At 52.8% G+C, this 25,078-nt stretch carries 23 protein-coding genes; 14 read left to right on the top strand and 9 right to left on the bottom strand.

Features of this window, described 5'->3' with window-relative positions; translation table 11 throughout:
* The first annotated feature begins 24 nt into the window (after positions 1 to 24).
* Complete coding sequence (dsbA, locus tag FOY96_RS21960) at positions 25 to 648, top strand: thiol:disulfide interchange protein DsbA (protein WP_033146975.1); 624 nt, start codon at positions 25 to 27, stop codon at positions 646 to 648.
* A gap of 23 nt (positions 649 to 671) precedes the next feature.
* Here dsbA and yihG read toward each other — a convergent pair whose 3' ends face one another.
* Positions 672 to 1,580, bottom strand: coding sequence for a 1-acylglycerol-3-phosphate O-acyltransferase, YihG family (gene yihG, locus FOY96_RS21955; protein WP_143347726.1), 909 nt, complete (start codon positions 1,578 to 1,580; stop codon positions 672 to 674).
* A gap of 440 nt (positions 1,581 to 2,020) precedes the next feature.
* Between yihG and polA the strand changes: the two genes are divergently transcribed.
* Both polA and spfP read left to right on the top strand, forming a co-directional pair.
* Entirely contained in the window at positions 2,021 to 4,813 is a 2,793-nt protein-coding gene (gene polA / locus FOY96_RS21950; protein WP_143347725.1) for a DNA polymerase I, read from the top strand.
* Between the two features lie 166 nt (positions 4,814 to 4,979).
* On the top strand, positions 4,980 to 5,027 hold the full coding sequence (spfP, locus tag FOY96_RS23370; protein WP_071892919.1) for a small protein SpfP: 48 nt from the start codon (positions 4,980 to 4,982) through the stop codon (positions 5,025 to 5,027).
* A 97-nt stretch (positions 5,028 to 5,124) separates the two neighbouring features.
* On the opposite strand, the gene yihA is transcribed toward spfP, so the two are convergent.
* Positions 5,125 to 5,754: a ribosome biogenesis GTP-binding protein YihA/YsxC gene (yihA, locus tag FOY96_RS21945; protein ID WP_029741470.1), complete on the bottom strand. Its 630-nt coding sequence runs from the start codon at positions 5,752 to 5,754 to the stop codon at positions 5,125 to 5,127.
* A 577-nt stretch (positions 5,755 to 6,331) separates the two neighbouring features.
* On the opposite strand from yihA, the gene yihI reads away from it, so the two are divergent.
* Complete coding sequence (gene yihI, locus FOY96_RS21940) at positions 6,332 to 6,847, top strand: Der GTPase-activating protein YihI (protein WP_023309767.1); 516 nt, start codon at positions 6,332 to 6,334, stop codon at positions 6,845 to 6,847.
* Between the two features lie 188 nt (positions 6,848 to 7,035).
* Entirely contained in the window at positions 7,036 to 8,409 is a 1,374-nt protein-coding gene (gene hemN, locus FOY96_RS21930; protein WP_143347724.1) for an oxygen-independent coproporphyrinogen III oxidase, read from the top strand.
* 72 nt (positions 8,410 to 8,481) lie between these two features.
* Here the strand turns inward: hemN and FOY96_RS21925 are convergent, their stop codons facing one another.
* From FOY96_RS21925 to glnA, 4 genes are all read right to left on the bottom strand, one after another.
* Positions 8,482 to 8,592: a YshB family small membrane protein gene (locus FOY96_RS21925; protein ID WP_023333898.1), complete on the bottom strand. Its 111-nt coding sequence runs from the start codon at positions 8,590 to 8,592 to the stop codon at positions 8,482 to 8,484.
* A gap of 111 nt (positions 8,593 to 8,703) precedes the next feature.
* Positions 8,704 to 10,116 (bottom strand): nitrogen regulation protein NR(I), encoded by a 1,413-nt coding sequence (gene glnG / locus FOY96_RS21920; protein WP_023309765.1) that lies wholly within the window; start codon positions 10,114 to 10,116, stop codon positions 8,704 to 8,706.
* 11 nt (positions 10,117 to 10,127) lie between these two features.
* Positions 10,128 to 11,177 (bottom strand): nitrogen regulation protein NR(II), encoded by a 1,050-nt coding sequence (gene glnL, locus FOY96_RS21915; protein ID WP_008501857.1) that lies wholly within the window; start codon positions 11,175 to 11,177, stop codon positions 10,128 to 10,130.
* A 171-nt stretch (positions 11,178 to 11,348) separates the two neighbouring features.
* Positions 11,349 to 12,758 carry a glutamate--ammonia ligase gene (gene glnA, locus FOY96_RS21910; RefSeq protein WP_023309763.1) on the bottom strand — a complete coding sequence of 470 codons (1,410 nt, stop codon included), beginning with the start codon at positions 12,756 to 12,758 and terminating at the stop codon, positions 11,349 to 11,351.
* Between the two features lie 378 nt (positions 12,759 to 13,136).
* Between glnA and typA the strand changes: the two genes are divergently transcribed.
* Positions 13,137 to 14,960, top strand: a complete 1,824-nt coding sequence (typA, locus tag FOY96_RS21905; RefSeq protein WP_023333895.1) for a ribosome-dependent GTPase TypA — start codon at positions 13,137 to 13,139, stop codon at positions 14,958 to 14,960.
* A gap of 82 nt (positions 14,961 to 15,042) precedes the next feature.
* On the opposite strand, the gene FOY96_RS21900 is transcribed toward typA, so the two are convergent.
* Together FOY96_RS21900 and FOY96_RS21895 are read right to left on the bottom strand one after the other, a co-directional pair.
* On the bottom strand, positions 15,043 to 17,889 hold the full coding sequence (locus tag FOY96_RS21900; protein ID WP_143347723.1) for an autotransporter outer membrane beta-barrel domain-containing protein: 2,847 nt from the start codon (positions 17,887 to 17,889) through the stop codon (positions 15,043 to 15,045).
* Between the two features lie 71 nt (positions 17,890 to 17,960).
* Positions 17,961 to 18,578, bottom strand: a complete 618-nt coding sequence (locus FOY96_RS21895; RefSeq protein WP_033146969.1) for a transcriptional regulator — start codon at positions 18,576 to 18,578, stop codon at positions 17,961 to 17,963.
* A 545-nt stretch (positions 18,579 to 19,123) separates the two neighbouring features.
* Here FOY96_RS21895 and FOY96_RS21890 point away from each other — a divergent pair.
* The 6 genes from FOY96_RS21890 (at position 19,124) to fabY (ending at position 23,317) form a co-directional block, all read left to right on the top strand.
* Positions 19,124 to 19,867 carry a winged helix-turn-helix domain-containing protein gene (locus tag FOY96_RS21890; RefSeq protein ID WP_143347722.1) on the top strand — a complete coding sequence of 248 codons (744 nt, stop codon included), beginning with the start codon at positions 19,124 to 19,126 and terminating at the stop codon, positions 19,865 to 19,867.
* Entirely contained in the window at positions 19,864 to 20,073 is a 210-nt protein-coding gene (locus FOY96_RS23190; RefSeq protein WP_269473764.1) for a hypothetical protein, read from the top strand. Before FOY96_RS21890 ends, FOY96_RS23190 begins: the two co-directional genes overlap by 4 nt.
* A gap of 349 nt (positions 20,074 to 20,422) precedes the next feature.
* On the top strand, positions 20,423 to 21,022 hold the full coding sequence (gene yihX, locus FOY96_RS21880; RefSeq protein ID WP_143347721.1) for a glucose-1-phosphatase: 600 nt from the start codon (positions 20,423 to 20,425) through the stop codon (positions 21,020 to 21,022).
* Positions 21,016 to 21,897, top strand: a complete 882-nt coding sequence (locus FOY96_RS21875; RefSeq protein WP_033146965.1) for a virulence factor BrkB family protein — start codon at positions 21,016 to 21,018, stop codon at positions 21,895 to 21,897. Before yihX ends, FOY96_RS21875 begins: the two co-directional genes overlap by 7 nt.
* Complete coding sequence (gene dtd / locus FOY96_RS21870) at positions 21,894 to 22,331, top strand: D-aminoacyl-tRNA deacylase (RefSeq protein WP_033146964.1); 438 nt, start codon at positions 21,894 to 21,896, stop codon at positions 22,329 to 22,331. The genes FOY96_RS21875 and dtd overlap by 4 nt, the downstream gene beginning before the upstream one ends.
* A gap of 44 nt (positions 22,332 to 22,375) precedes the next feature.
* Entirely contained in the window at positions 22,376 to 23,317 is a 942-nt protein-coding gene (fabY, locus tag FOY96_RS21865; RefSeq protein WP_039264191.1) for a fatty acid biosynthesis protein FabY, read from the top strand.
* An 8-nt stretch (positions 23,318 to 23,325) separates the two neighbouring features.
* On the opposite strand, the gene FOY96_RS21860 is transcribed toward fabY, so the two are convergent.
* Positions 23,326 to 24,246, bottom strand: a complete 921-nt coding sequence (locus FOY96_RS21860) for an alpha/beta hydrolase (protein ID WP_096151166.1) — start codon at positions 24,244 to 24,246, stop codon at positions 23,326 to 23,328.
* A 199-nt stretch (positions 24,247 to 24,445) separates the two neighbouring features.
* Here FOY96_RS21860 and FOY96_RS21855 point away from each other — a divergent pair, with 199 nt between their 5' ends.
* Together FOY96_RS21855 and FOY96_RS21850 are read left to right on the top strand one after the other, a co-directional pair.
* Entirely contained in the window at positions 24,446 to 24,688 is a 243-nt protein-coding gene (locus tag FOY96_RS21855) for a ribbon-helix-helix protein, CopG family (RefSeq protein ID WP_023309753.1), read from the top strand.
* 2 nt (positions 24,689 to 24,690) lie between these two features.
* Positions 24,691 to 25,062, top strand: coding sequence for a type II toxin-antitoxin system VapC family toxin (locus tag FOY96_RS21850; RefSeq protein ID WP_096151167.1), 372 nt, complete (start codon positions 24,691 to 24,693; stop codon positions 25,060 to 25,062).
* Positions 25,063 to 25,078 lie beyond the last annotated feature (16 nt).

Raw genomic sequence — 25,078 nt, 5'->3', positions numbered from 1 at the left:
GACACACCCAGGAGAGAGTTAATCATGAAAAAAATTTGGCTGGCGCTGGCAGGTATGATTCTGGCATTTAGCGCTTCTGCTGCGCAGTTTACCGACGGCAAACAGTTCATCACGCTGGACAAACCGGTCGCTGGCGAGCCACAGGTTCTGGAGTTCTTCTCGTTCTATTGCCCACACTGCTATCAGTTCGAGCAGGTTCTGCATGTTTCTGACAACGTGAAGAAAAAGCTGCCAGAAGGCACCAAAATGACCAAGTACCACGTCGAGTTCCTGGGCCCATTGGGTAAAGACCTGACCCAGGCGTGGGCGGTTGCGATGGCACTGGGCGTGGAAGATAAGATCACTGCGCCAATGTTTGAAGCCGTACAGAAAACCCAGACCGTTCAGACCACTGCGGATATCCGTAAAGTGTTCGTTGATGCCGGCGTGAAAGGGGAAGAGTATGACGCAGCATGGAACAGCTTTGTGGTGAAATCTCTGGTTGCTCAGCAGGAAAAAGCGGCTGCTGACCTCCAGCTTCAGGGCGTTCCGGCGATGTTTGTTAACGGCAAATACCAGCTGAACATGCAGGGCATGGACACCAGCAGCATGGATATCTTCGTACAGCAGTATGCTGATACCGTGAAATACCTGGTTGAGAAGAAGTAATTTCGCGGATGTAAAAACGCCGGTCACTGACCGGCGTTTTTGTATGAAGATTTGATATTGTCTATCTGTTCGTCTTTCTCTTTCCAGAGCGTATTAAGCCACTGCTGGAAACGACGCTTGAAATTCTTATCGTTAACGTAATCACCGTGCAGCCCGGCATCTATCGGAACCAGATCGACACGCACAACAATGCGCGTCAGTTTGCCGCTGAGCATATCGTAGAACGGCGTCTTATCGTTTTCCGGATAGCAGAGTGTGACGTTCAGGAGCTTATCGAACTGTGATCCCAGCACGTTAAGCGCCATCGCAATACCCGCAGCCTTTGGCGGCAGCAAGTGCTGGTAAGGGGAGCGAGTTTGTTGATGCTTCTCTTCCGTAAACCGGGAGCCTTCAACAAAGTTCACGATGGTCGTAGGATGCGCGCGAAACTTTTCGCAGGAACGGCGCGTGGTATCCACATCTTTGCCGCGACGCTCGGGATGACGAATCAAATAGCTGCGCGAATAGCGTTTCATAAACGGCATATCAAGTGCCCAACAGGCCAGCCCGATAAAAGGCACCCAGGCGAGCTGCTGTTTCAGAAAGTATTTGTTCATCGGGATGTGTTTGCGAAAAAGTACGCATAACACCACGATGTCCGCCCAGCTGTGGTGATTGCAGATCAGCAGATACCAGTTCTTCTTGTTAAGACTCTCCAGCCCTTTGATATCCCACTTCAGATGCGGGTTCAGGCACAGCAGGATCGCCAGTCCTTCGCACCAGCAGTACATCATGAAGTTACAAAATGCGGACACGGCTCGCCACACCATGGGAACAGGCAGCAGCAGTTTAACGATCCCGGCGATAATGATCGGCACAGAGCAGGCGACAGTCACTAGGATAGTTAAAATGATGCTTAACAGTAATGTTATTGCTGCGAGCAATCTCGGCATGATGAGCTTTTTCAGGTAGTTAGCTGTAAGTGAGCGGTCGGCTATGAGACGCCGGGCGCTGATTTTACCAGAAAACAGACAAATTAATGGCGCTTTGACGTGATGATTTGGCCGCTTTTACTCTGTCGCAGACGATTTCTCTGTGATTGCGCGCTTAACAAGGCTTATATCCACATAGACTAAATTGCCATCAGTTGACCATATAGATAAGATCTAATGCTATAACAGCATGATAATTAAGATCTAAAAATTAACGCATATGTATTTTTTACGTCTGTTATTCATATGAAGTGAAAATATGCACAAACTTATCCACAGTTTGATTTTTGCGAGCGATCCTCACGATCGCAAAATCTTTTCCTGTATCTGGCGCTAATACCTGATGTTTTCATCCTTCTGTGGCATCCTTTACCCATAAATTGATTAAAGGCACGGACATTATGGTTCAGATCCCAGAAAACCCTCTTATTCTCGTCGATGGCTCTTCTTACCTGTATCGGGCATATCATGCGTTTCCTCCTCTGACCAATAGCGCAGGGGAACCCACCGGCGCAATGTACGGCGTGCTGAACATGCTGCGCAGCCTGATCCTTCAGTATCAGCCGACCCATGCGGCTGTGGTCTTTGATGCGAAAGGTAAAACGTTCCGCGACGAGCTGTTTGAGCATTACAAATCTCACCGTCCGCCAATGCCTGACGATCTGCGCGCGCAGATTGAGCCGCTGCATACCATGGTAAAAGCGATGGGGCTACCGCTGCTGGCCGTCTCAGGCGTTGAAGCCGATGACGTCATCGGCACGCTGGCGCGTGAAGCAGAAAAGATGGGTCGTCCTGTGCTGATCAGCACCGGTGATAAAGATATGGCGCAGCTGGTGACGCCAGGTATTACCCTGATTAACACCATGACTAACACCATTCTCGGGCCTGAAGAAGTTGTCGCAAAGTACGGCGTGCCGCCTGAGTTGATTATCGACTTCCTCGCGTTAATGGGCGACTCCTCGGATAACATCCCGGGTGTCCCTGGCGTCGGTGAAAAAACCGCGCAGGCGCTGCTCCAGGGGCTGGGTGGTCTGGATACGCTCTACGCGGAGCCAGACAAAATCGCCGGGCTCTCCTTCCGTGGCGCAAAAACCATGGCCGGAAAACTGGAAGAGAACAAAGAGGTGGCTTATCTCTCCTATAAGCTGGCCACAATCAAAACCGATGTCGAACTGGAGCTGGGCTGTGAGCAGCTTGAAGTGCAACAGCCTTCCGCTGACGATCTGCTGAGCCTGTTTAAGAAATACGAATTCAAGCGCTGGACCGCTGACGTGGAAGCCGGTAAATGGCTGCAGGCGAAAGGGGCCAAACCTGCTGCAAAGCCGAAGGAGACGATCGTCGTTGACGCAGAAGAGCAGGTGGAAGAAGAAGCCGTGGCGCTTTCCTTCGACAACTACGAAACCATTCTTGAAGAGTCACGGCTGATCGCCTGGATCGATAAGCTGAAAAAGGCGCCGGTCTTCGCCTTTGATACCGAAACCGACAGCCTCGATAACATCTCTGCCAATATGGTTGGCCTGTCATTTGCGACAGAGCCGGGTATTGCCGCCTACGTCCCTGTGGCGCACGATTACCTGGATGCGCCGGAGCAGATCTCCCGTGAACGCGTGCTTGAGCTGCTGAAGCCGATCCTGGAAGACGAAAAGGCGCTCAAGGTTGGACAAAACCTCAAGTACGACCGCGGTATTTTGCAAAACTACGGCATTGAACTGCGCGGTATTGCCTTCGACACCATGCTTGAATCCTACATTCTGGACAGCGTCGCGGGCCGCCATGATATGGATTCCTTATCTGACCGCTGGCTCAAGCACAAAACGATCACCTTTGAAGAGATTGCCGGTAAAGGGAAAAATCAGCTCACCTTTAACCAGATTGCTCTGGAAGAAGCGGGGCGCTACGCGGCGGAAGACGCAGATGTCACGCTACAGCTGCACCTGAAGATGTGGCCAAAACTGCAGAAGCATGAAGGTCCGCTGAACGTGTTCCAGCATATCGAGATGCCGCTGGTACCCGTTCTGTCCCGCATTGAACGCAACGGCGTGAAGATTGACCCAACGGTGCTGCATAACCACTCCGGGGAGCTGGCGCAGCGTCTGACCGAGCTCGAGCAAAAAGCGCATGAGCTTGCAGGCGAGCCGTTTAACCTCTCTTCGCCGAAGCAGCTGCAAACCATTCTGTTTGAAAAGCAGGGCATCAAGCCGCTAAAGAAAACTCCTGGCGGCGCGCCGTCAACCTCTGAAGAGGTGCTGGAAGAGCTGGCGCTGGATTACCCGCTGCCAAAAGTGATTCTTCAGTACCGTGGCCTCGCGAAGCTGAAGTCTACCTACACCGACAAGCTCCCGCTGATGATCAACCCGAAAACGGGTCGTGTGCACACGTCGTACCACCAGGCTGTCGCGGCGACCGGTCGTCTCTCATCAACCGATCCCAACCTGCAGAACATCCCGGTACGTAACGAAGAAGGCCGCCGTATTCGACAGGCTTTCATCGCACCAGAGGATTATCTGATTGTCTCTGCTGACTACTCGCAAATTGAGCTGCGCATTATGGCGCATCTGTCCCGCGACAAAGGCCTGCTGACCGCGTTTGCTGAAGGGAAGGATATCCACCGGGCAACCGCGGCGGAAGTCTTCGGCTTGCCGCTGGACAGCGTGACCAACGAGCAGCGCCGCAGTGCTAAGGCGATCAATTTCGGTCTGATTTACGGCATGAGCGCATTTGGTCTTTCGCGACAGCTCAACATTCCGCGCAAAGAGTCGCAGAAGTATATGGATCTCTACTTCGAGCGTTATCCGGGCGTGCTGGAATACATGGAACGCACCCGCGCGCAGGCGAAGGAAAAAGGTTACGTCGAAACCCTGGATGGCCGCCGTCTCTACTTACCGGACATCAAATCCAGCAACGCGGCGCGTCGCGCTGGCGCAGAGCGTGCGGCGATCAACGCCCCGATGCAGGGTACCGCGGCGGACATTATTAAGCGTGCAATGATCGCCGTTGATGCCTGGCTGGAAAAAGAGAAGCCTCGCGTGAAAATGATCATGCAGGTACACGATGAACTGGTATTTGAAGTGCACAAAGACGACCTCGACGCCGTGTCGAAGAAGATCCACGAACTGATGGAAAGCAGCATGACGCTTGACGTGCCGTTGCTGGTGGAAGTGGGAAGTGGCGAAAACTGGGATCAGGCTCACTAACGGTTCTTCGCATAACGCGCTTTTTATGTAAGTTTGCAACATAACAACGCGCGTTTTGTGACAATCATTAGAATTCCCTATGTAAAGAATGAAAAAAAACTACAAAAAGTGCTTTTTCTGCAGCACAAAAAGGGGTAGAGTTGTCGGCGTAGGGTACAGAGGTAAGATGTTCTATCTTTCAGACCTTTTACTTCACGTAATCGGATTTGGCTGAATATTTTAGCCGCCCCAGTCAGTAATGACTGGGGCGTTTTTTATTGCGGCAAAGAAAAATTCAGGCAAAAAAAACGCGGCTATCGCCGCGCTCGGTATTACTCTTCTTCCGCTTCCGTCGCGGGTTCCAGCTCGCTAAACCAGGTATCGAGCTTCTGACGCAGCTTGTCCACGCCCAGCTTTTTCAGCGAGGAGAACGGCTCAACCTGCACATCACCGTTGAACGCCAGCACCGCTTCGCGAACCATGTTCACCTGCGCTTTACGCGCGCCGCTCGCCAGCTTATCGGCTTTCGTCAGCAGCACCAGCACGGCGATATCGCTTGCTACAGCCCAGTCGATCATCTGCTGATCCAGATCTTTCAGGGGATGGCGAATATCCATCAGCACCACCAGACCTTTCAGGCACAGGCGTTTTTCCAGGTATTCACCCAGCGCACGCTGCCACTTGATTTTCATCTCTTCCGGTACCTGCGCGTAACCGTAGCCCGGTAAGTCGACCAGGCGTTTGCCCTCTGCGACTTCAAACAGGTTGATCAGCTGGGTACGGCCAGGTGTTTTTGAGGTACGCGCCAGGCTCTTCTGATTGGTCAGCGTATTCAGGGCGCTGGATTTCCCCGCATTGGAGCGGCCAGCAAATGCCACTTCAATACCGGTATCAGAAGGAAGGTGGCGAATATCGGGCGCACTGGTGACAAAATGCGTCTGTTGGTAGTTCCAGGTAGTCACGTGGTCGTCTCCAAAATCGTAATCTGAAGGGGATTATACCCGAATGCAGCCAAAAGGCTTTTCTGATTGCTATGAGCTGTAGGCGAATGCCCCAATCGGTGTGAGAGATCGGCCAGTGATGCTATGGGAGATTTCAGAGAATTCGCAGGCGTCAAAAAAGCCAAACTGTTTTAAATCATAAGCTTATTTCCGGGTAATTGTCTGAAAAATCCTTTTTGTACCGTTTCGTTGCTTGTTAGTTTAACGGAACAAGGTAAAGTGTGCGTCAGGGCGAGGAAGCCAACAGGAAATCGACTTAAGGATTAGGGTCAGGAGCGCCAGGAGGCGAAGACGCAGGATTGTCAGGATGACCAGCGCCTGGAGGCGTTTTAAAAGGAAATGGAACCGTATCACGGACGGTATTAGCCAAGGGATAAACAGGGTTTGTTGTTGGCAAACACGGAATGTCTGACCCGCTAAGGGTTGTGAGTCAGGAAAAAAGGCGACAGATTGCTCTGTCGCCTTTTTTCTTTGCTTGCTTTCTGCTAGATTTCGCCGCAATTCTATACTGAAGAAAACGACTTAAAGATAAAACATCATGAAAAAACCAACCTCCGCTGCGGGCGCGAAACGCCCTGTAAAAGCACGCCGCAAAACGCGCGAAGAACTGAACCAGGAAGCGCGCGATCGCAAACGCGACAAAAAACATCGCGGTCACGCTGCGGGTAGCCGTGCCAACGGTGGTGGTGCAGCAGGTGCATCTGCAAAAGGCAAACAGCAGAAAGACCCTCGTATCGGCAGTAAAACTCCCATTCCACTGGGCGTGACAGACACCCCGGTCACTAAGCAGCACAAACCAAAGAGCGAGAAACCTATGCTTTCACCGCAGGCTGAGCTGGATTTGCTGGAGAACGATGAGCGCCTGGACGCGCTGTTGGAACGTCTTGAAGAGGGTGAAACCCTGACCGCTGAAGAGCAGTCATGGGTGGATGCCAAACTGGATCGTATTGATGAACTGATGCAGAAGCTGGGCCTGTCATACGACGATGACGAAGATGAAGAAGAAGACGAGAAGCAGGAAGATATGATGCGTCTTCTGAAGGGTGGAAACTAACATTTGCACCCGGCAGGCACGATAGTCCTGCTTATAACCCTTCCGGTTATATGTTATCTGGTGTGGTTATTCGTTAAACTACGGCGGTTGTCGCGGCGACAGAAGTGGCTGCGCACCCGAATGATGGCCCGCGATGGGGCCAGAACGGGCCGCCGTATACGAACGCGACACCAACGGAAGGAGTGAGCATGTCAGCACCAACTATCGACTGGGATTTGTCCCTAATCCAGAAATATAACTATTCCGGGCCGCGTTATACGTCATACCCCACCGCGCTGGAGTTCTCCGATGCTTTCGGCGAGGCTGATTTCCAGCAGGCTGTCGCGCGCTATCCTGAGCGTCCGCTGTCGCTCTACGTCCATATTCCGTTCTGCCACAAGCTTTGCTACTTCTGCGGCTGCAATAAAATCGTTACCCGTCAGCAGCACAAAGCCGACCAATATCTTGATGCGCTCGAACAAGAAATTGTGCATCGCGCGCCGCTGTTTGCTGGCCGTCAAGTCAGCCAGCTGCACTGGGGCGGCGGTACGCCAACCTATCTGAATAAAGCGCAAATCAGCCGCCTGATGACCCTGCTGCGCGGCAATTTCAGTTTTAACGCCGACGCTGAAATCTCGATCGAAGTCGATCCGCGTGAAATTGAGCTGGATGTACTGGATCACTTACGCGCCGAAGGCTTCAATCGTCTGAGCATGGGCGTGCAGGATTTCAATAAAGAGGTTCAGCGCCTGGTGAACCGCGAGCAGGACGAAGAATTTATCTTTGCCTTACTCAATCACGCGCGTGAGATTGGTTTCACCTCGACCAATATTGACCTGATTTACGGCCTGCCAAAGCAAACGCCGGAAAGCTTCGCCTTCACCCTGAAGCGCGTGGCCGAACTCAACCCGGACCGCCTGAGCGTCTTTAACTATGCGCATCTGCCGACGCTCTTTGCCGCTCAGCGCAAAATCAAAGATGCCGATCTTCCTTCTGCCCAGCAGAAGCTGGATATCCTGCAGGAAACCATTACCTCGCTGACCGAAACCGGCTATCAGTTTATCGGGATGGATCACTTTGCCCGTCCGGATGACGAGCTGGCGATTGCGCAGCGTGAAGGCGTTCTGCACCGCAACTTCCAGGGCTACACAACCCAGGGCGATACCGATTTGCTGGGGATGGGCGTCTCCGCTATCAGCATGATTGGCGACTGTTACGCGCAGAACCAGAAAGAGCTGAAGCTTTACTACCAGCAGGTTGATGAAACGGGCAACGCGCTGTGGCGCGGCATCGCGTTAACGCGCGACGACTGCATCCGGCGCGATGTGATTAAGGCGCTAATCTGCAACTTCCGTCTCGATTTCAGCGACGTTGAGTCGCAGTGGGATCTGCACTTCAGCGATTATTTTGCGGAAGACCTGAAGCTGATTGCACCGCTGGCGAAAGACGGGCTGGTGGATGTGTCGGAGAGCGCGATTGAGGTCACGCCGAAAGGGCGTCTGTTGATCCGTAATATCTGCATGTGCTTTGACGCGTATCTGCGTCAGAAAGCGCGACTACAGCAGTTCTCGCGGGTGATTTAAGGCGCATTGCAAAATGCACAAAACGTAGGCCGGGTAAGGCGAAGCCGCCACCCGGCTTTTACGTTCAACTCGCTAGCTAAACAGCCCCACCAGCGCCGCACACAACATAGCCGCAACGGCTGTCTGTGGCGTGTGGCTTTCAGCGGCTCCGCTAGAGAGCATATTCACGATTGTTTCCAGCATGATGTTCACCCCCAATTTCCGGGCACGATCATACAAAACTCATCGGAACAGTAAAGCGCAAAATAACGGCAATTTGCGCTCAATGAATAACCTTTACACAGCGACGTACGATCACTCCATTCCCAGCTCTTTAAGCTTGCGCGTCAGGGTATTACGTCCCCATCCCAGCAGGCGAGCGGCTTCCTGCTTATGGCCCTGCGTATGACGAAGCGCGGTAGTTAACAGCGTACGCTCCATCTCCGGCTGAGCTTCAGACAGCAGGTTTTGATGACCGGAACGCAGCGCGCGGTCGGCCCACTGCGCCAGCAGCGTCGCCCAGCTGTCCGGCAGCGCGTGCCCGGTACTGCTTTCAGGCGCGGTCGCTTCAAACAGCTCGGCCGGTAAATCCTGAATCAGCACTTCCTGCCCGGCGGCCATCACGGTTAACCAGCGGCAGGTATTTTCCAGCTGACGCACGTTGCCCGGCCACGCCAGACGCGTCAGAGCGGCATCGGTTTCCGGGTGAAGCTGCTTGGCTTCCACGCCCAGCTCGCGGGCGGCTACCTGCAGGAAATGACGCGCCAGGCGGGGAATATCTTCCCGGCGTTCACGCAGCGGCGGCAGATGAACGCGAATAACGTTCAGACGGTGGAATAAATCCTCGCGGAATTTTCCTTCCTGCACGCGTTGCTCCAGGTTCTGGTGGGTCGCGGCGATAATGCGCACGTCCACCTTCACCGGCGCATAGCCGCCCACGCGATAAAACTGCCCGTCGGCCAGCACGCGCAGCAGGCGGGTCTGGACATCCAGCGGCATATCGCCAATTTCATCCAGGAACAGCGTACCGCCGTCAGCCTGTTCGAACCGCCCCTGGCGAATGGTATTGGCGCCGGTAAATGCCCCTTTTTCATGGCCGAACAGTTCGGACTCAATCAAATCCTTCGGGATCGCCGCCATATTCAGGGCGATGAACGGCGCTTTTGCCCGTGGACTATGGCGATGCAATGCATGCGCCACAAGCTCTTTACCGGTTCCCGATTCACCGTTAATCAATACGCTAATGGACGAGCGGGACAAACGGCCAATAATGCGAAACACGTCCTGCATCGCCGGCGCTTCACCGATGATGTCTGTCGTTGGCCCAAAATCGGGCGCGTGGCGCGGCTGTTGCTGCTCCTGATAATGGCTAATCGCGCGCTCAACCAGCGCCACCGCTTCGTCGATATCAAAGGGTTTGGGCAGGTAATCAAACGCCCCTTGCTGATAGGCGCTCACTGCGGCATCCAGATCGGAGTGCGCAGTCATTATGATGACCGGAAGCATAGGGTGGCGTTGTTTGATCTGCTTTAACAGCGCCAGCCCGTCCATGCCCGGCATACGAATATCCGAAAGCAGAACATCTGGCGTTTTGGTGGTGAGTGCGTCGAGCACTTCGCTGCCGCTCTCAAACGTCGTGCAGCTTAATCCTGCCCCTGTGAGCGCGCGTTCAAGCACCCAACGGATGGAGCTATCGTCATCGACTACCCAGACTATCCCTCGTTGCATAAACGTCACCTTTATTTTTTAATCGGCAGGAAAACCGAAAACTCGGTATGTCCCGGCCAACTGGTAAATTCAATTTTCCCGGAGTGTTGATCGATCAAACTGCGGGCAATGGATAAGCCCAGGCCGGTTCCGCCTTCGCGACCGCTTACCATCGGGTAGAACAGGGTGTCCTGCAAATGCGATGGAATGCCGGGCCCGTTATCCTCAACGTCGATTCGGGCGGCCAGCCGGTAGCGCACGCCGTGTAACGTGAGCTGGAAGGCGGTGCGGGTGCGTAAAATAATCTCGCCGCCTTCAGGCCCCAGCGCCTGCAGGGCATTACGCACAATATTCAACAGGACCTGCTCAATCTGGTCCGGGTCATGGGCCAGTTCCGGCAGGCTTGGATCGTAATCACGTACCAGCGTGACGTTCTCCGGCAGCTCCATTGAGACGAGCTTCACCACCCGCTCTGCCACTTTATGGATGCTTTCAGTAACGTGCATTCCCGGCTGCTGCGGACCGAGAAGACGGTCTACCAGATTCCGCAGACGGTCCGCCTGCTCAATGATGACGTTGGTATATTCCGCCAGCGCGGGATCGGGCAGCGCCTTGGTCAGAAGCTGCGCCGCGCCGCGTAATCCACCCAGCGGGTTTTTGATTTCATGCGCCAGGCCGCGCACCAGGTCACGGGCGGCAATCTGCTGCGCATGCTGAAGCTGCTCCTGGCTCAGTCGACGCTGATTATCCATCGGCGCCATTTCCAGCAGGATCAGGCCTTCGGGAAGACGTTGCGCGGTTAGCGACAGAATGTGCGAGCGCCCGTCGATCACCAGCGTCACTTCGTTATCGGTAAACCCCTGGCCGGCCTGCAAACTTTCCTGCATCAGGCCAATATTCAGTGAAAAATAGCTCAGGAGTTCAGGAAGCGGGGTGCCGAACAGTTTACGTGCGCTTTGGGCGAGCAGCTGCTGCGCCGCCGGGTTGGCGTAATGAACGGCCAGCTCGTCATCGACCAGCAATATGCTGTTAATCAAAGAATTGAGGATCTGCCCAGCATCGGGCAGCGTGCCAGTTGCCATTCAGCAGTCTCCTGGAGTCGTTTGCACTAATTTAGTGCAGTATAGCGTTTTCGGCGTAAAAAGCGCGTGAGATCAGGTTGTTGGTGGAGAAAAAAGCCCATCCGGAGATGGGCTAAAAGTTTCCACGGCAACTACCCCCGGCGCTTATCACGCCGGGTAAAACAACTTTAATTAAACGCTGTAGTACAGCTCGAACTCTACCGGGTGTGGCGTCATACGCACGCGGTCGTTCTCTTCCATACGCAGGGCGATGTAAGCATCGATAGCGTCGTCAGTGAATACGCCACCTGCAGTCAGGAACTCGCGGTCTGCGTCCAGCGCCTGCAGGGCTTCTTCCAGAGAGCCAGCAACCTGTGGGATCTCTTTCGCTTCTTCTGGCGGCAGGTCGTACAGGTTTTTGTCCATCGCTTCGCCCGGGTGGATCTTGTTCTTGATACCGTCCAGACCGGCCATCAGCAGTGCTGCGAAGCACAGGTATGGGTTAGCCGCTGGGTCCGGGAAGCGAACTTCGATACGACGTGCTTTAGGAGAAGCCACCACCGGAATACGGATAGAAGCAGAACGGTTACGTGCAGAGTAGGCCAGCATCACTGGCGCTTCGTAGCCCGGGACCAGACGCTTGTAGGAGTTCGTGGTTGGGTTCGCCAGGGCGTTGATCGCTTTAGCGTGTTTGATAACACCACCGATGTAATACAGCGCCTGCTCGGACAGACCGGCATATTTGTCGCCAGAGAACAGGTTGGTACCGTTCTTGGACAGAGACATGTGGCAGTGCATACCGGAACCGTTATCGCCAAACATTGGTTTTGGCATGAAGGTCGCGGTTTTACCGAAACGGTGCGCAACGTTGTGCACAACGTATTTGTAGATCTGAATTTCGTCCGCTTTTTTGGTCATGGTGTTGAAGCGGGTTGCCACTTCGTTCTGACCAGCAGTCGCCACTTCGTGGTGGTGAGCTTCAACAACCAGGCCCATCTCTTCCATCACCAGACACATAGTGGAACGAATGTCCTGTGCAGAGTCGACCGGAGGAACCGGGAAGTAACCGCCTTTCACGCCAGGACGGTGACCTTTGTTACCGCCTTCGTATTTAGTGGAGGAGTTCCATGCACCTTCGATGTCGTCGATAGCCACGTGGGAGCCAGAAATAGAGGCACCGAAGCGGATGTCATCGAACAGGAAGAATTCTGGCTCTGGCCCGAACAGAACGGTGTCTGCGATGCCGGTAGAACGCAGGTACTCTTCAGCGCGTTTCGCGATAGAACGTGGGTCGCGGTCGTAGCCCTGCAGCGTGCCTGGCTCGAGGATGTCGCAACGAATGATCAGGGTTGGTTCTTCGAAGAACGGATCAATGACCGCAGTGGTCGCGTCTGGCATCAGAACCATGTCGGATTCGTTAATGCCTTTCCAGCCACCAATGGAGGAGCCGTCAAACATTTTGCCTTCTTCAAAGAATTCGGCGTTCACCTGATGAGCAGGGATTGTGACGTGCTGTTCTTTACCTTTGGTATCGGTGAAGCGCAGATCAACAAACTTCACTTCATGTTCGTTCAGCATCGTCAAAACGTGTTCAGCGGACATACTTAACTCTCCAGATTGGTCATTGTCGTCGTGGTAACGAGGTCTTCAATTTCTGTTTGTACTGGCTGGTGCCATGTATTTTTTATAAAGCGAAATCTGTGCCAACTTTTAAATCACCCCAAAAAGGCGTTATCATGCGCACCATAGTGCAAAAGGGCTGCACCACAATGGATTTGTTGCACCAGTATAGTGCTTCAATGTGAACATTGAGCACCATATTGGTGCAATTTACGTTAAAGTGCCCTTTTACCGCTCCGTGAAAGCGATCACAAAGCATCTCTGCAATACTTGTTTGCGGGGGATGTTTGTGATCCTGTTTTGTAGTGCGATTAATCCGTGTACAATAACGCGCTATTTCTAAATGCCTGAGGCAAAGTTGTGATCGAAAATTTGCGTAACATCGCCATCATCGCGCACGTTGACCATGGTAAAACTACCCTGGTCGACAAGCTGCTGCAGCAATCCGGTACGTTTGATGCGCGTGCCGAAACCCAAGAACGCGTGATGGACTCCAACGATTTGGAGAAAGAGCGTGGGATTACCATCCTCGCGAAAAACACCGCGATTAAATGGAATGACTACCGTATCAACATCGTTGATACCCCAGGGCACGCCGACTTCGGTGGTGAAGTTGAACGTGTAATGTCCATGGTAGACTCCGTTCTGCTGGTCGTTGACGCAATGGATGGCCCAATGCCACAGACGCGCTTCGTGACCAAAAAAGCTTTTGCCCATGGTCTGAAGCCAATCGTTGTTATCAACAAAGTTGACCGCCCTGGCGCGCGTCCTGACTGGGTTGTTGACCAGGTCTTCGACCTGTTCGTTAACCTCGACGCGACCGACGAGCAGCTGGACTTCCCTATCGTTTACGCCTCTGCGCTGAACGGTATCGCAGGTCTGGACCACGAAGACATGGCTGAAGACATGACCCCGCTGTATCAGGCGATTGTTGACCGTGTTCCTGCACCAAACGTCGATCTCGACGGCACCCTGCAGATGCAGATCTCTCAGCTCGACTACAACAACTACGTTGGCGTAATCGGCATTGGTCGTATCAAGCGCGGTAAAGTGAAGCCTAACCAGCAGGTTACTATCATCGATAGCGAAGGCAAAACCCGTAACGGTAAAGTCGGTAAAGTACTGACTCACCTGGGTCTTGAGCGTATCGAGAGTGACGTTGCGGAAGCGGGCGACATCATCGCTATCACCGGTCTGGGTGAACTGAACATCTCCGACACCATCTGCGATCCGCAGAACGTCGAAGCGCTGCCAGCCCTGTCCGTTGATGAACCAACCGTATCCATGTTCTTCAACGTCAACACCTCTCCGTTCTGTGGTAAAGAAGGTAAATTCGTTACCTCTCGTCAGATCCTTGACCGCCTGAACAAAGAGCTGGTGCACAACGTTGCGCTGCGCGTTGAAGAAACCCAGGATGCCGATGCATTCCGCGTTTCTGGTCGTGGTGAGCTGCACCTGTCTGTTCTGATCGAAAACATGCGTCGTGAAGGTTTCGAAATGGCGGTTTCCCGCCCGAAAGTAATCTTCCGCGAAATCGACGGCCGTAAACAAGAGCCGTTCGAAAACGTAACGCTGGACGTTGAAGAGCAGCACCAGGGTTCTGTGATGCAGGCTCTGGGTGAGCGTAAAGGCGACCTGAAAAACATGAATCCAGATGGCAAAGGCCGCGTACGTCTCGACTACGTGATCCCAAGCCGTGGTCTGATCGGCTTCCGTTCAGAGTTCATGACCATGACTTCCGGTACCGGTCTGCTGTACTCCACCTTCAGCCACTACGACGACGTGCGTCCGGGCGAAGTGGGCCAGCGTAACAACGGCGTGCTGATCTCCAACGGTCAGGGTAAAGCGGTTGCGTTTGCGCTGTTCGGTCTGCAGGATCGCGGCAAGCTGTTCCTGGGTCACGGTGCTGAAGTTTACGAAGGCCAGATCATCGGTATTCACAGTCGTTCTAACGACCTGACCGTAAACTGCCTGACCGGTAAGAAACTGACCAACATGCGTGCGTCCGGTACTGACGAAGCAACGGTTCTGGTTCCACCGATCAAGATGACTCTGGAGCAGGCTCTGGAATTCATCGATGATGACGAACTGGTAGAAGTGACTCCACAGTCAATTCGTATCCGTAAACGTCACCTGACCGAGAACGATCGTAAACGTGCTATGCGCGGTGCGAAAGAAGAGTAATACGGTCAATCCGTAGGCCGGGTAAGCGTGAGCGCCACCCGGCAACTAAAAAGCCGCTGATCTCTCAGCGGCTTTTTTATTATTATTTGAAGCTGTATTTCACCCCCAGCATCCCCTGGGTATCGCTGTAGCCTTTGTCGCCTATCTGCTGAGCCACATTGCCCCAAACGCTAAGCTGAGATGTAATCTGCCCCTCTACGCCCGTCTTTAACTCGCCGATATTGCGAGCACCGCGCATTTCATTGCTGACGTCATCCATGCGGATGCGCGTGGTCTGGGTATTGTGGATCCAGTTCGCCTCGATAAACGGCTGGAAGGTACGGGATTTACCGTCGTCAATCGCGTTATGTCCGCTGATATAGGCTTTCACGCCGAGACGTGTCATCAGATTCCCCTGAGTCTCGTCTTTCACCCGCGTGCCGTTGCGTTCGCGATGGTCGTCAGCCTGCACGTCCATCCAAACGGCCTGCGCTTTCGGCTGGATCCAGTAGCTATTGCGGCCGCTTTCGCCCACCTTAATGCTATAGCCAGCTTCTACAGAGGCGGTTACGCCGCTGGAGTGATAACGCTCAGTCGCCTGATCCTGCCCCATCACCTTATTGTCGAACCAGTTATACAGCATCCAGCTATCAACGTAGGTTCCACTTTTATCCGCGTCGTTTGCGTACCAGGTACCGTACAGACCGACGCTATAGCCATTCACTTCGCCACGCGAGTGGTATCCGGTCAGGCTGGAAGCACTCCGGCTCTGGCTGTTGCCGTAGCCCGCCATCAGGCCAAGATGCCAGCGATCCAGGCCGTCGGTGCTCCACTGGGCGACATCACCACCCAGCTGCAGCACGTAGCGGTTGGCGGTCGTTTTTAACTGGCCGCTGCCGTCTCTGAAACGCGTATGGCCGCCGACGTTACGCATCCACAGGCTCGTTACTTTTTGCTCGCCGGTGAGCAGGTCGGTGTACTGCGTTTCACCCAGACGGTCGTGCAGGCGGGTCATAAACAGCGTATTTGCCGCATAGCTGTTCGCCTGATAGCTACCAAATTCAGGGCGATACTGATGCTCGCTTTGCGGTGGTGCAGCAGGGGGGACCGGTTCCTGCGGCGGAATCACCGGGTCGACGGGCGGGTCCACTGGGTCAACAGGTGGGTCTACCGGGTCGACCGGCGGGTCAACGGGCTCAACCAGGCTGGTGAGAAACCAGTTTTTACCTTTTTGCACAACGTTATAGTCATAACCCCCCGCCACGATACGGCTGGCCTTCTCAAACGTCCCGTCAGAGTTGCCGCCAACGCTGACGATTTCAATCCCTTCAATGGTTTGTGCGCCAGTACCGCCAATGTTGTTCACTTCCACCCCGGTATGGCCGGAGGTGTTGCCTTCAACGATCAGTTTGTCCGTTTCCGATGTGTCGTCAAACAGCACGGTATTGAAAACCAGCTTGCCGCCGTTGCCGATAAAATCGTCACTGATGGTCAGGGTTTGCCACGCCGCATCCTCAGCATGCTGGAAATTAATCGTACCGCCCGCATTCAGCGTCAGGCTGGTCAGCGTGGAGCTGTCGCGCATATTCCACACGGCATCATTCATCGTAAGCGCGATAGTCCCGGTACCGTTGGCGTTGCTCTCAATGTAAGACGCCCCGTTCCAGAGAGAGTTGTCCTGCATGGTGAGCGCGATCGCGCTGTTTTGCGCTGCGGCAGTGCTGGTGGCCGCGACGCCGCCAGCGGAGAGGATGTCACCGTTGAGGGTGAATTTTCCGCCCGCGGAGGCATCAATCACGCCACCGTTGCTGGCGTTCAGGGCGTAGCTACCGCTGTCGCGCTGGCCTGCGGTGGTAATGGTTGCGCCACCCGCGAGCGTTATCACGCCGCGTGACCAGGCATACATCCCGTGCGGCGCTTGCGCGGAGCTGCTGGTTTTCTCGCTGCTGTTGACCGCAATGGTGACGTTATCACCAAGATTCACCGCGCCTGTGTACGCATAGACGCCATGCGCGCTGGCACCGTTGGTGGTGATGGTCGCGCCTTCATCAAGGGTGATGGATGACGAGCCGGTAGAATACACCCCGGAGGCGCTGGCCGCGTCGGTGGTAATCGTCGCGTTTTTTCCCAGCTCAATTTTGGATGCAGAGCCCGCATACAGGCCGTAGGCCGATGTGCCGTACGTTTCGATGGTGGCCTCACTCCCCAGACGAACATAAGAGCCGCTCTGGTTGGTACGAATCCCCTCGGCGTAGGTACCACGCGTCACAATATGCGCACGATCGCCGACGATAACGTTATTTTGGGCCTTTGAAGCATCATTCAATGCATAGGCGCTAATGCCGCGACCGGTACTGCCGGTGGTTTCAATATAGAGATCGTCACCCACATAAATATTGGCGGAGCCAAGAGAGCCCTGGCTGAAGGAGCTGTACCCGGCATTGATGCCGTCACCGCTTTGGCCATTAACGTAAATGTGGGTGCGGTCTCCGGTAATAATAAACACCGGGTTGTCCGGCGTGTTCATACCATGGGTACGAATGCCGTCGACGTCTTTACCATTATTGGCAGCCACTTTTGACTGGGTGCGAATAGTCAGATCGTCACCAAATATTACCCCCGGGCTGCCGGACGTGGAGTTCTGAATAACGGTGACTGAATGCTCAAAGGCTTCCGCCCCCGGTCCTTCGAGGGTGATCCCATCTCCGTAGATTGGGATATTACCCGGGCTGTACTGGTAGACATAGTTAGGATCGCTGGTATTTTTGCTAAAGTTCGCGTTTGCCGTTGCAGGAATTAGCGCCTGTATTTCTGCAGGCAACTCCGTTACTGCTCCGGAGGCAGGTAAATTAGCAAAATCTATTACCGCTGCATGCGCGGTAAATAACGCTGACGATAACGCCAGTGAAATCGCAACTGCGACAGGTGAGTGTTTCATTAAATATGGCATGTCTGCCCCCTTTCTTTCAGGCGTAGAACATCCTCCACGCGATTAATTGTGGGTATGCTAAGAGGTTGAAATTACAAAATAGAAACGAGAATTTTATGAATGCTGGTACCTAACTTCCTCTCAAGTCGTATTTTATGAACATAAATTTTTTTAACATCAATGCTGTCTGTTTTTATAATCTCCTGGAGGCATGCTCCTGATAAAAACCTGTTAAGCAAAGTAAATTCGACAGCATTCAACTTACTTCCACGTCTGCTATTTACCCGTCTTCCGGAGAAAAGGTGGTTGATTTTATCCTGCAATATAACGTCATTATCGTCTGAATAAATAACTCCCTTTATTTCACTGTGGTGAGTGAGTAAGTAATTAGCCAATGCCTCTAGTTTACGGTCCGAGATTATAACGATGTTCATGTTAGTTATCGCCAGGCGTTCAATCCATTGCGGATCGGCCAGTACGCGCAGGTTGTACATCGAAAAGTCTACAAAAATAAACCCTCGTGACAGGTGATTCTTGTTCCTGCGTAATATTTTATTTACAACTGCAATCTGCAGGAAATGATTACCAACCGGCCAAACTGCGAACGAGGCATTACCACAATATTGTGATCGTACTGCGTTATCTGGAAATAACTGACAGGACAATTCACAGCTTATACAGCGGGCAACTGTTTTCGACGATGTTATCATCCAGTCCACTCCTGTCTTTTTTTATTGCCAATATTTCATTGCCGTTCAAATGTGTCAATCTTGAAACATATCCAGTTATCCTGTCTTGTTTATGAAAAAGAGTATCAGGGAAATAAATTCCTGGGCTTATCTATTCAGTCAGTCCGTCGTCATAGCGAAAAAACATCACCTGGCAGAACGACTCCAGGAATATTTGTCACTCCTTTAAGATTATTCGGCAAAAAAAATCCAGGAAGGAGGTACACGAAATAGCACTAATAGCTAAAGATTCGTTTCCTCAGTCTGCCGCAACGTCAGTCTTTTCTCTGGTTGCGGCTCAATATAATTATTTGGGCTGGCGAAGTGTAATGAAATCTCATTATGTCGTTTTAGATGAGGTAAACCTAAGAAAAGTGCCTTGTAACCAATTGAAAAATAATATGTTGTTTTTAATCTTAGATGGGGCGGTATCGCGTCCTAATCCATCTGACCTATACTGTTGTTAAATATACGTATATGTTTTTGGTGTATAGAGTTATGTATTGTTATTTCTGAGGAAAGGAAAATTGTATCTCATTAACAAGTTGGTCGAGTATGACCCAGAAAACAAAACCCTGGTAAATCATATTACCGAGCGAACGATACAATTGCAGCTTCCTGCCAATCTCTGTTTTCTTTATCTCATCACCCATCCTGGAAAAATAATTTCGCAAAATAAGTTAATGGTAGTGGGATGGGGGGAGCGCAATGACGTCACAACACCGAATACCTTTTACCAGGCCATTTTGACATTACGCAACGCGCTTGCTGAGGTGGGGTTGCCGCGAGATACGGTAAAAACGATTTCTCGCCGCGGGCTTACGCTTTCCGAAGCCACCCAGGTTGAAGTATTTACCCCAACCGCTGAGCCCGTGATGGTTAATAACGAGGCGGAAATAGCTGAAGGTACCGCGACGCAGATGCCGGTCTGGTTGATAATAACCACCGCTGTGTTTTTGCTGATCGCGCTTATGAATGGGGTGATATTATATAAGCATCACCAGAACATGCCGTTTAGCTACTACTTGCCACTTTCAACGGGCAGTACGAACAACGCCTGCCAGCTTTTTTATGCACCTAATGAACCTGTTCAGGATCATTACTTGCGCCTGTTAAAAAATCATCCCGGTCTGTGCGCCGAAAAAAGATACGTTTTTCTGATCGGCTATAGTAAAACGGAGCGAATCGCGGCGTTTGTCTGTAATAACGATGCGCGACGGGATGCGGCAGCATTATGTACCACGCATTATTTTTGGGCGCATGAGCAATGAAGACACTCCAGAACCGTATTATTTTTCTGGCGGCGTTTCTGGGGGCCGCTATCACCAGCGGCTGGTTAGCGTATTCGCATTTCTCGAGTTCGCCGATACGCTGTACGGGGGATGTGGAATGGACGATTGGTAAAAACCTATTTGTGGGTACGGTTTCCTGGCGGATGCAGCATCGGGAGGGATCCACCGTCATTAACGGTAAATGATTTGGTCAGACGGTTTCTGAAGTTAACCGGACCATCTATTTTCACTACAGCTATCATCAGAACGCGCGCGTATTAAATAACGATCGTATTGTTAAAACCTTCGCCGATAATGCGGATGAGGCTGATATCAACGCCACGCTGCCGGGTTTTTATCGCACGCCGGGAAGAGAGCTGAGCCTGATGATCGATGAGTATCGGGGGGCCTGGCTTTTTGCCGCGTCGAACGTCCCTTCACTTTACTGTCGTAAAAGCGCCCCGTAAAAATCGATCGCACACCTTAGGCAGCACGCATAGTCAAATCTCTTTATTCCCGCTACAGTTACCTCTCTACGGCGAGCAGGAGATAACCATGCTTTATATCTTTGATTTAGGAAACGTAATCGTCGATATCGATTTTAATCGCGTGCTGGGTGCATGGAGCGACTTTAGCCGCGTTCCGCTGGCGACACTGAAGCAAAATTTCGCGATGGGCGAGACCTTCCATCAGCATGAACGCGGCGAGATCGACGATGAAGAATTTGCTGAACGTTTCTGCCAGGAGATGGATCTACCCTTAAGCTACGAGCAGTTTTCTCACGGCTGGCAGGCAGTATTTGTCGCCATCCGGCCTGAAGTGATCGACATCATGCACAAGCTTCGCGAGCAGGGCCATCGGGTCGTTGTGTTGTCAAATACCAACCGCCTGCATACCACGTTCTGGCCTGAGGAATATCCTGAAGTTAAGGCGGCGGCCGATAAGATCTATCTCTCGCAGGAGATGGGCATGCGTAAACCTGAAGCACGCATTTATCAGGCTGTTCTCCAGTCGGAAGGATTCACCGCGGCCGATGCGGTCTTTTTTGACGACAACGCCGATAATATAGAGGGAGCTAACCAGTTGGGTATAACGTCAATTCTGGTGACCGGAAAAGAGACGATACCAAACTACTTTGCGAAGCAGCTATGCTAAAAACCGTTCATCAAAAAGCCACGCATCATACTCGCCCCCTCAGGGCCTGGCTGAAACTGCTCTGGCACCGTATTGACGAGGACAACATGACCACGCTGGCGGGTAACCTCGCCTACGTGTCGTTGCTTTCATTAGTGCCTCTGGTGGCGGTCATCTTTGCCCTGTTTTCCGCCTTTCCGATGTTTGCGGACGTCAGCCTGCAGCTTCGTCATTTTGTCTTCGCGAATTTCATTCCTGCAACCGGGGATGTCATTCAGAACTACATTGAGCAGTTTGTTGCCAATTCCAGCAAGATGACGGCAGTGGGGGCGTGCGGTCTTATCGTTACCGCGCTGCTGTTGATGTACGCCATTGATAATGCGCTGAACACGATCTGGCGGAGTAAAAAAGCGCGGCCAAAGGTCTATTCCTTTGCCGTGTACTGGATGATTCTTACGCTGGGGCCGCTGCTGGCCGGGGCGAGCCTGGCGATCAGTTCGTATCTTCTCTCCTTGCGCTGGGCGAGTGATTTAAACGGCGTAATTGATAATGCGCTTCGCATCTTTCCGCTGATCCTGTCGTGGCTTTCTTTCTGGCTGCTCTATAGCGTCGTGCCGACCACGCGCGTACCTAACCGCGATGCGGTTGTGGGCGCGCTGGTGGCGGCGTTGCTTTTTGAGCTCGGTAAAAAAGGATTTGCCCTCTACATCACCATGTTTCCGTCCTATCAGCTGATTTACGGCGTGCTGGCGGTGATCCCCATTTTGTTTGTCTGGGTCTACTGGACCTGGTGTATCGTCTTGCTTGGTGCCGAAATAACTGTCACTCTCGGTGTGTACCGCGAACTTAAAAAAGCAGCAGAAGCTGAAAAACAATTAGAAGCAGACCAACCATGATTGCATTGATACAGCGCGTAACCCGTGCCAGCGTCACCGTGGAGGGAGAGGTGACGGGTGAAATTGGCCCAGGACTTTTGGTGTTGTTAGGTGTCGAAAAGGATGACGACGAACAAAAAGCCAACCGCTTGTGTGAGCGCGTGCTGGGCTACCGTATTTTCAGCGATGCGGAAGGCAAGATGAACCTGAACGTCCAGCAGGCGGGCGGCAGCGTGCTGGTGGTTTCCCAGTTTACGCTGGCTGCGGATACCGAACGCGGCATGCGTCCGAGCTTCTCCAAAGGCGCCGCGCCGGATCGTGCAGAAACACTTTACGAGTACTTTGTTGAGCGTTGTCGCCAGCAGGAAATGAATACGCAAACTGGACGATTCGCTGCAGATATGCAGGTTTCGCTGGTGAACGATGGCCCCGTCACATTCTGGCTCCAGGTATGAGCCAACTGGCGGCGTGGCCGCGGGTAACAAGAGAGAGTACAGCTATGTATCACCTTCGAGTACCGCAAACGGAAGAAGAGTTAGACGCTTATTACCAGTTCCGCTGGGAAATGCTGCGCAAGCCACTGCATCAGCCAAAAGGATCGGAACGCGACGCCTGGGATGCGATGGCCCACCATCAGATGGTGATGGACGAAGAGGGTAACCTCGTCGCCGTCGGGCGCTTGTATATCAACGCCGATAACGAAGCGTCGATTCGCTTTATGGCGGTTCATCCCTCCGTTCAGGACAAAGGTCTGGGAACGCTAATGGCGATGACCCTTGAGTCCGTCGCCCGTCAGGAAGGCGTTAAGCGCGTTACCTGTAGCGCCCGCGAAGATGCCGTAGATTTTTTCGCCAAGCTCGGCTTTGTGAATCAGGGGGAAATCACGACCCCACAAACCACGCCGATTCGTCATTTTTTGATGATCAAACCCATCGCCACGCTGGATGATATTCTTCATCGCGCCGACTGGTGTGGACAGCTGCAGCAGGCCTGGTATCAGCACATTCCGCTCAGCGAAAAAATGGGCGTGCGCATTCAGCAGTACACCGGACAAAAATTTATTACCACCATGCCGGAAACCGGCAATCAAAACCCGCACCACACTCTGTTTGCCGGAAGTCTGTTTTCCCTCGCGACGCTCACCGGCTGGGGGCTCATCTGGCTGATGCTTCGCGAGCGCCATCTGGGCGGCACCATTATTCTTGCTGATGCTCACATCCGCTATAGCGCACCGATAAGCGGCAAGCCGAGCGCCGTGGCCGATCTGGGGTCACTGGGCGGCGATCTGGACCGCCTGGCGCGCGGCCGCAAAGCCCGCGTACAAATGCAGGTTGAACTGTTTGGCGATAAAACACCGGGTGCGGTGTTTGAAGGCACCTACATTGTTCTTCCAGCGAAGCCCTTCGGCGCGTATGAAGAGGGTGGGAACGAGGAGGAGTAATCTTCTGTTCACTCTCCTCGGGCGTGGTTAATCCGCCCGGCGATATCCCGCATAACGTCTCGCGCTGACTGGCTGACGCCGCCAAGCTGAAAGAAGCCATGGATGACGCCCAGCCAGCGCTGAGCGGTACACTTCACACCCTGCTCAGTGAGATGCTGATACAACATTTCTCCCTCATCGCACAGCGGATCGTACTCTGCTGTAATGATATGCACTGGCGGAAGCCCGTAAAAATCATCGCGCCACAGCGGGCTGGCTTCCGGATGCTGGCGGTCAGTCTCTGCGAGATACATTTCATACCCGCTGAGCAGGGTATCGCGGGTGATAATATAATCCGTGCCATTGAGGGCATAGCTTTCAAAGCTGGCCGTGGCATCGAGCATAGGATAGATAAGAATGAGCTGTACGGGTTGCCACAGCCCTTTAACCTTAAGCCTCAGCGCCGTTACCAGCGCCAGATGCCCTCCTGCGCTGTCTCCACAGAGGGTGAGCCTGTTCTTATCCACGCCTAATTTGTCCGCATATTGCCAGACCAGATCTGCACCTCTTTCAGCATCGTCATGTGCGGTAGGGAAGGTATGCTCCGGCGCCAGCCTGTACTGAACCGCGATCACCCGGCAATTGCCGTAGCAGGCTAACTGACGGAGTTGGTTGTCATGGGTATCAAAGCCGCCGCTGATAAAGCATCCGCCGTGATAGTAGATGGCAGCAGGCAATATTTCAGGGGCATTAAGAGGTGAAAATACCCGAATGGTAAGGCCCTCAAGCACTAGCGTCTCTACCTGAACGCGCGTTTCTGTCTTCCCGGCAAGCCCCGTGCTGGCAATATACCCTGCTCGTCGTACCTCAATGGTCTGTCGACGTGACGAAGGCCGGCCTGCAGCGATAAATCCCTGAACCAGCTGCGCAATACCCTGTTCCAGTGCCATTAAAATTCCCTTTAACTGTATGGATATACAGTTTTATAACCTGGTTTGATTCAAAAGAAAATAAGAAAATTGTCGAGGACTAAAAATCTGGAAAGCGCTTCGCAAATAGCAGGAAAACTATAGCTACGGGCTTTAACCCTTCAGAATGAAAGCGTATGTTGCCTTGAAAATAGACAATAGTGATATACTAAGGTGATATATGAGTCTTTCCGCGGATCTTGATATGGGCAGAATTCTGATCGATTTGTCTGATGACGTAATTCAACGACTGGATAATCTGAAGCAGCTGCGTAACCGGCCTCGTGCCGAATTGCTTCGGGAAGCCATTGAGCAATATCTTGACCAGCAGAGTTCATCGGTTATCCGCGATGCGCTTGGCTTGTGGGGAAACCAGCAGGAAGATGGGCTTGAGTATGAACGCAAGCTGCGTGAGGAGTGGTAATCATGGAGCACATGGCGGTGTTCGATACCAATATACTCATCGATCTTTTTAATAATCGCGTTGAGGCTGCGGATGCAATTGATCGCACAGCTTCGCATCGAGCCATTAGTCTGATCACATGGATGGAAGTTATGGTGGGGGCCCGCAAACATGGTCACGAAGCGAAAACTGCGACAGTGATGGGCGTATTTGAGATTATTGATATCACCCGAGATATCGCTGAAAGAAGTGTAATTCTGCGCGAGAAGCATGGAATGAAACTGCCTGATGCTATCATTCTGGCCACAGCTCAGAGCAGAAATTGTCCGTTGATTTCTCGAAACACGAAAGACTTTACGGGCATTACTGGAGTCGTTTCACCTTACCAACTGTAGGCCGGGCAAGCTTACG

This window comes from Enterobacter asburiae (genome assembly GCF_007035645.1).
In the GTDB taxonomy this organism is placed as follows: Bacteria; Pseudomonadota; Gammaproteobacteria; order Enterobacterales; family Enterobacteriaceae; genus Enterobacter; species Enterobacter asburiae_B.
This window is presented reverse-complemented; position numbering and strand designations above follow the sequence as displayed.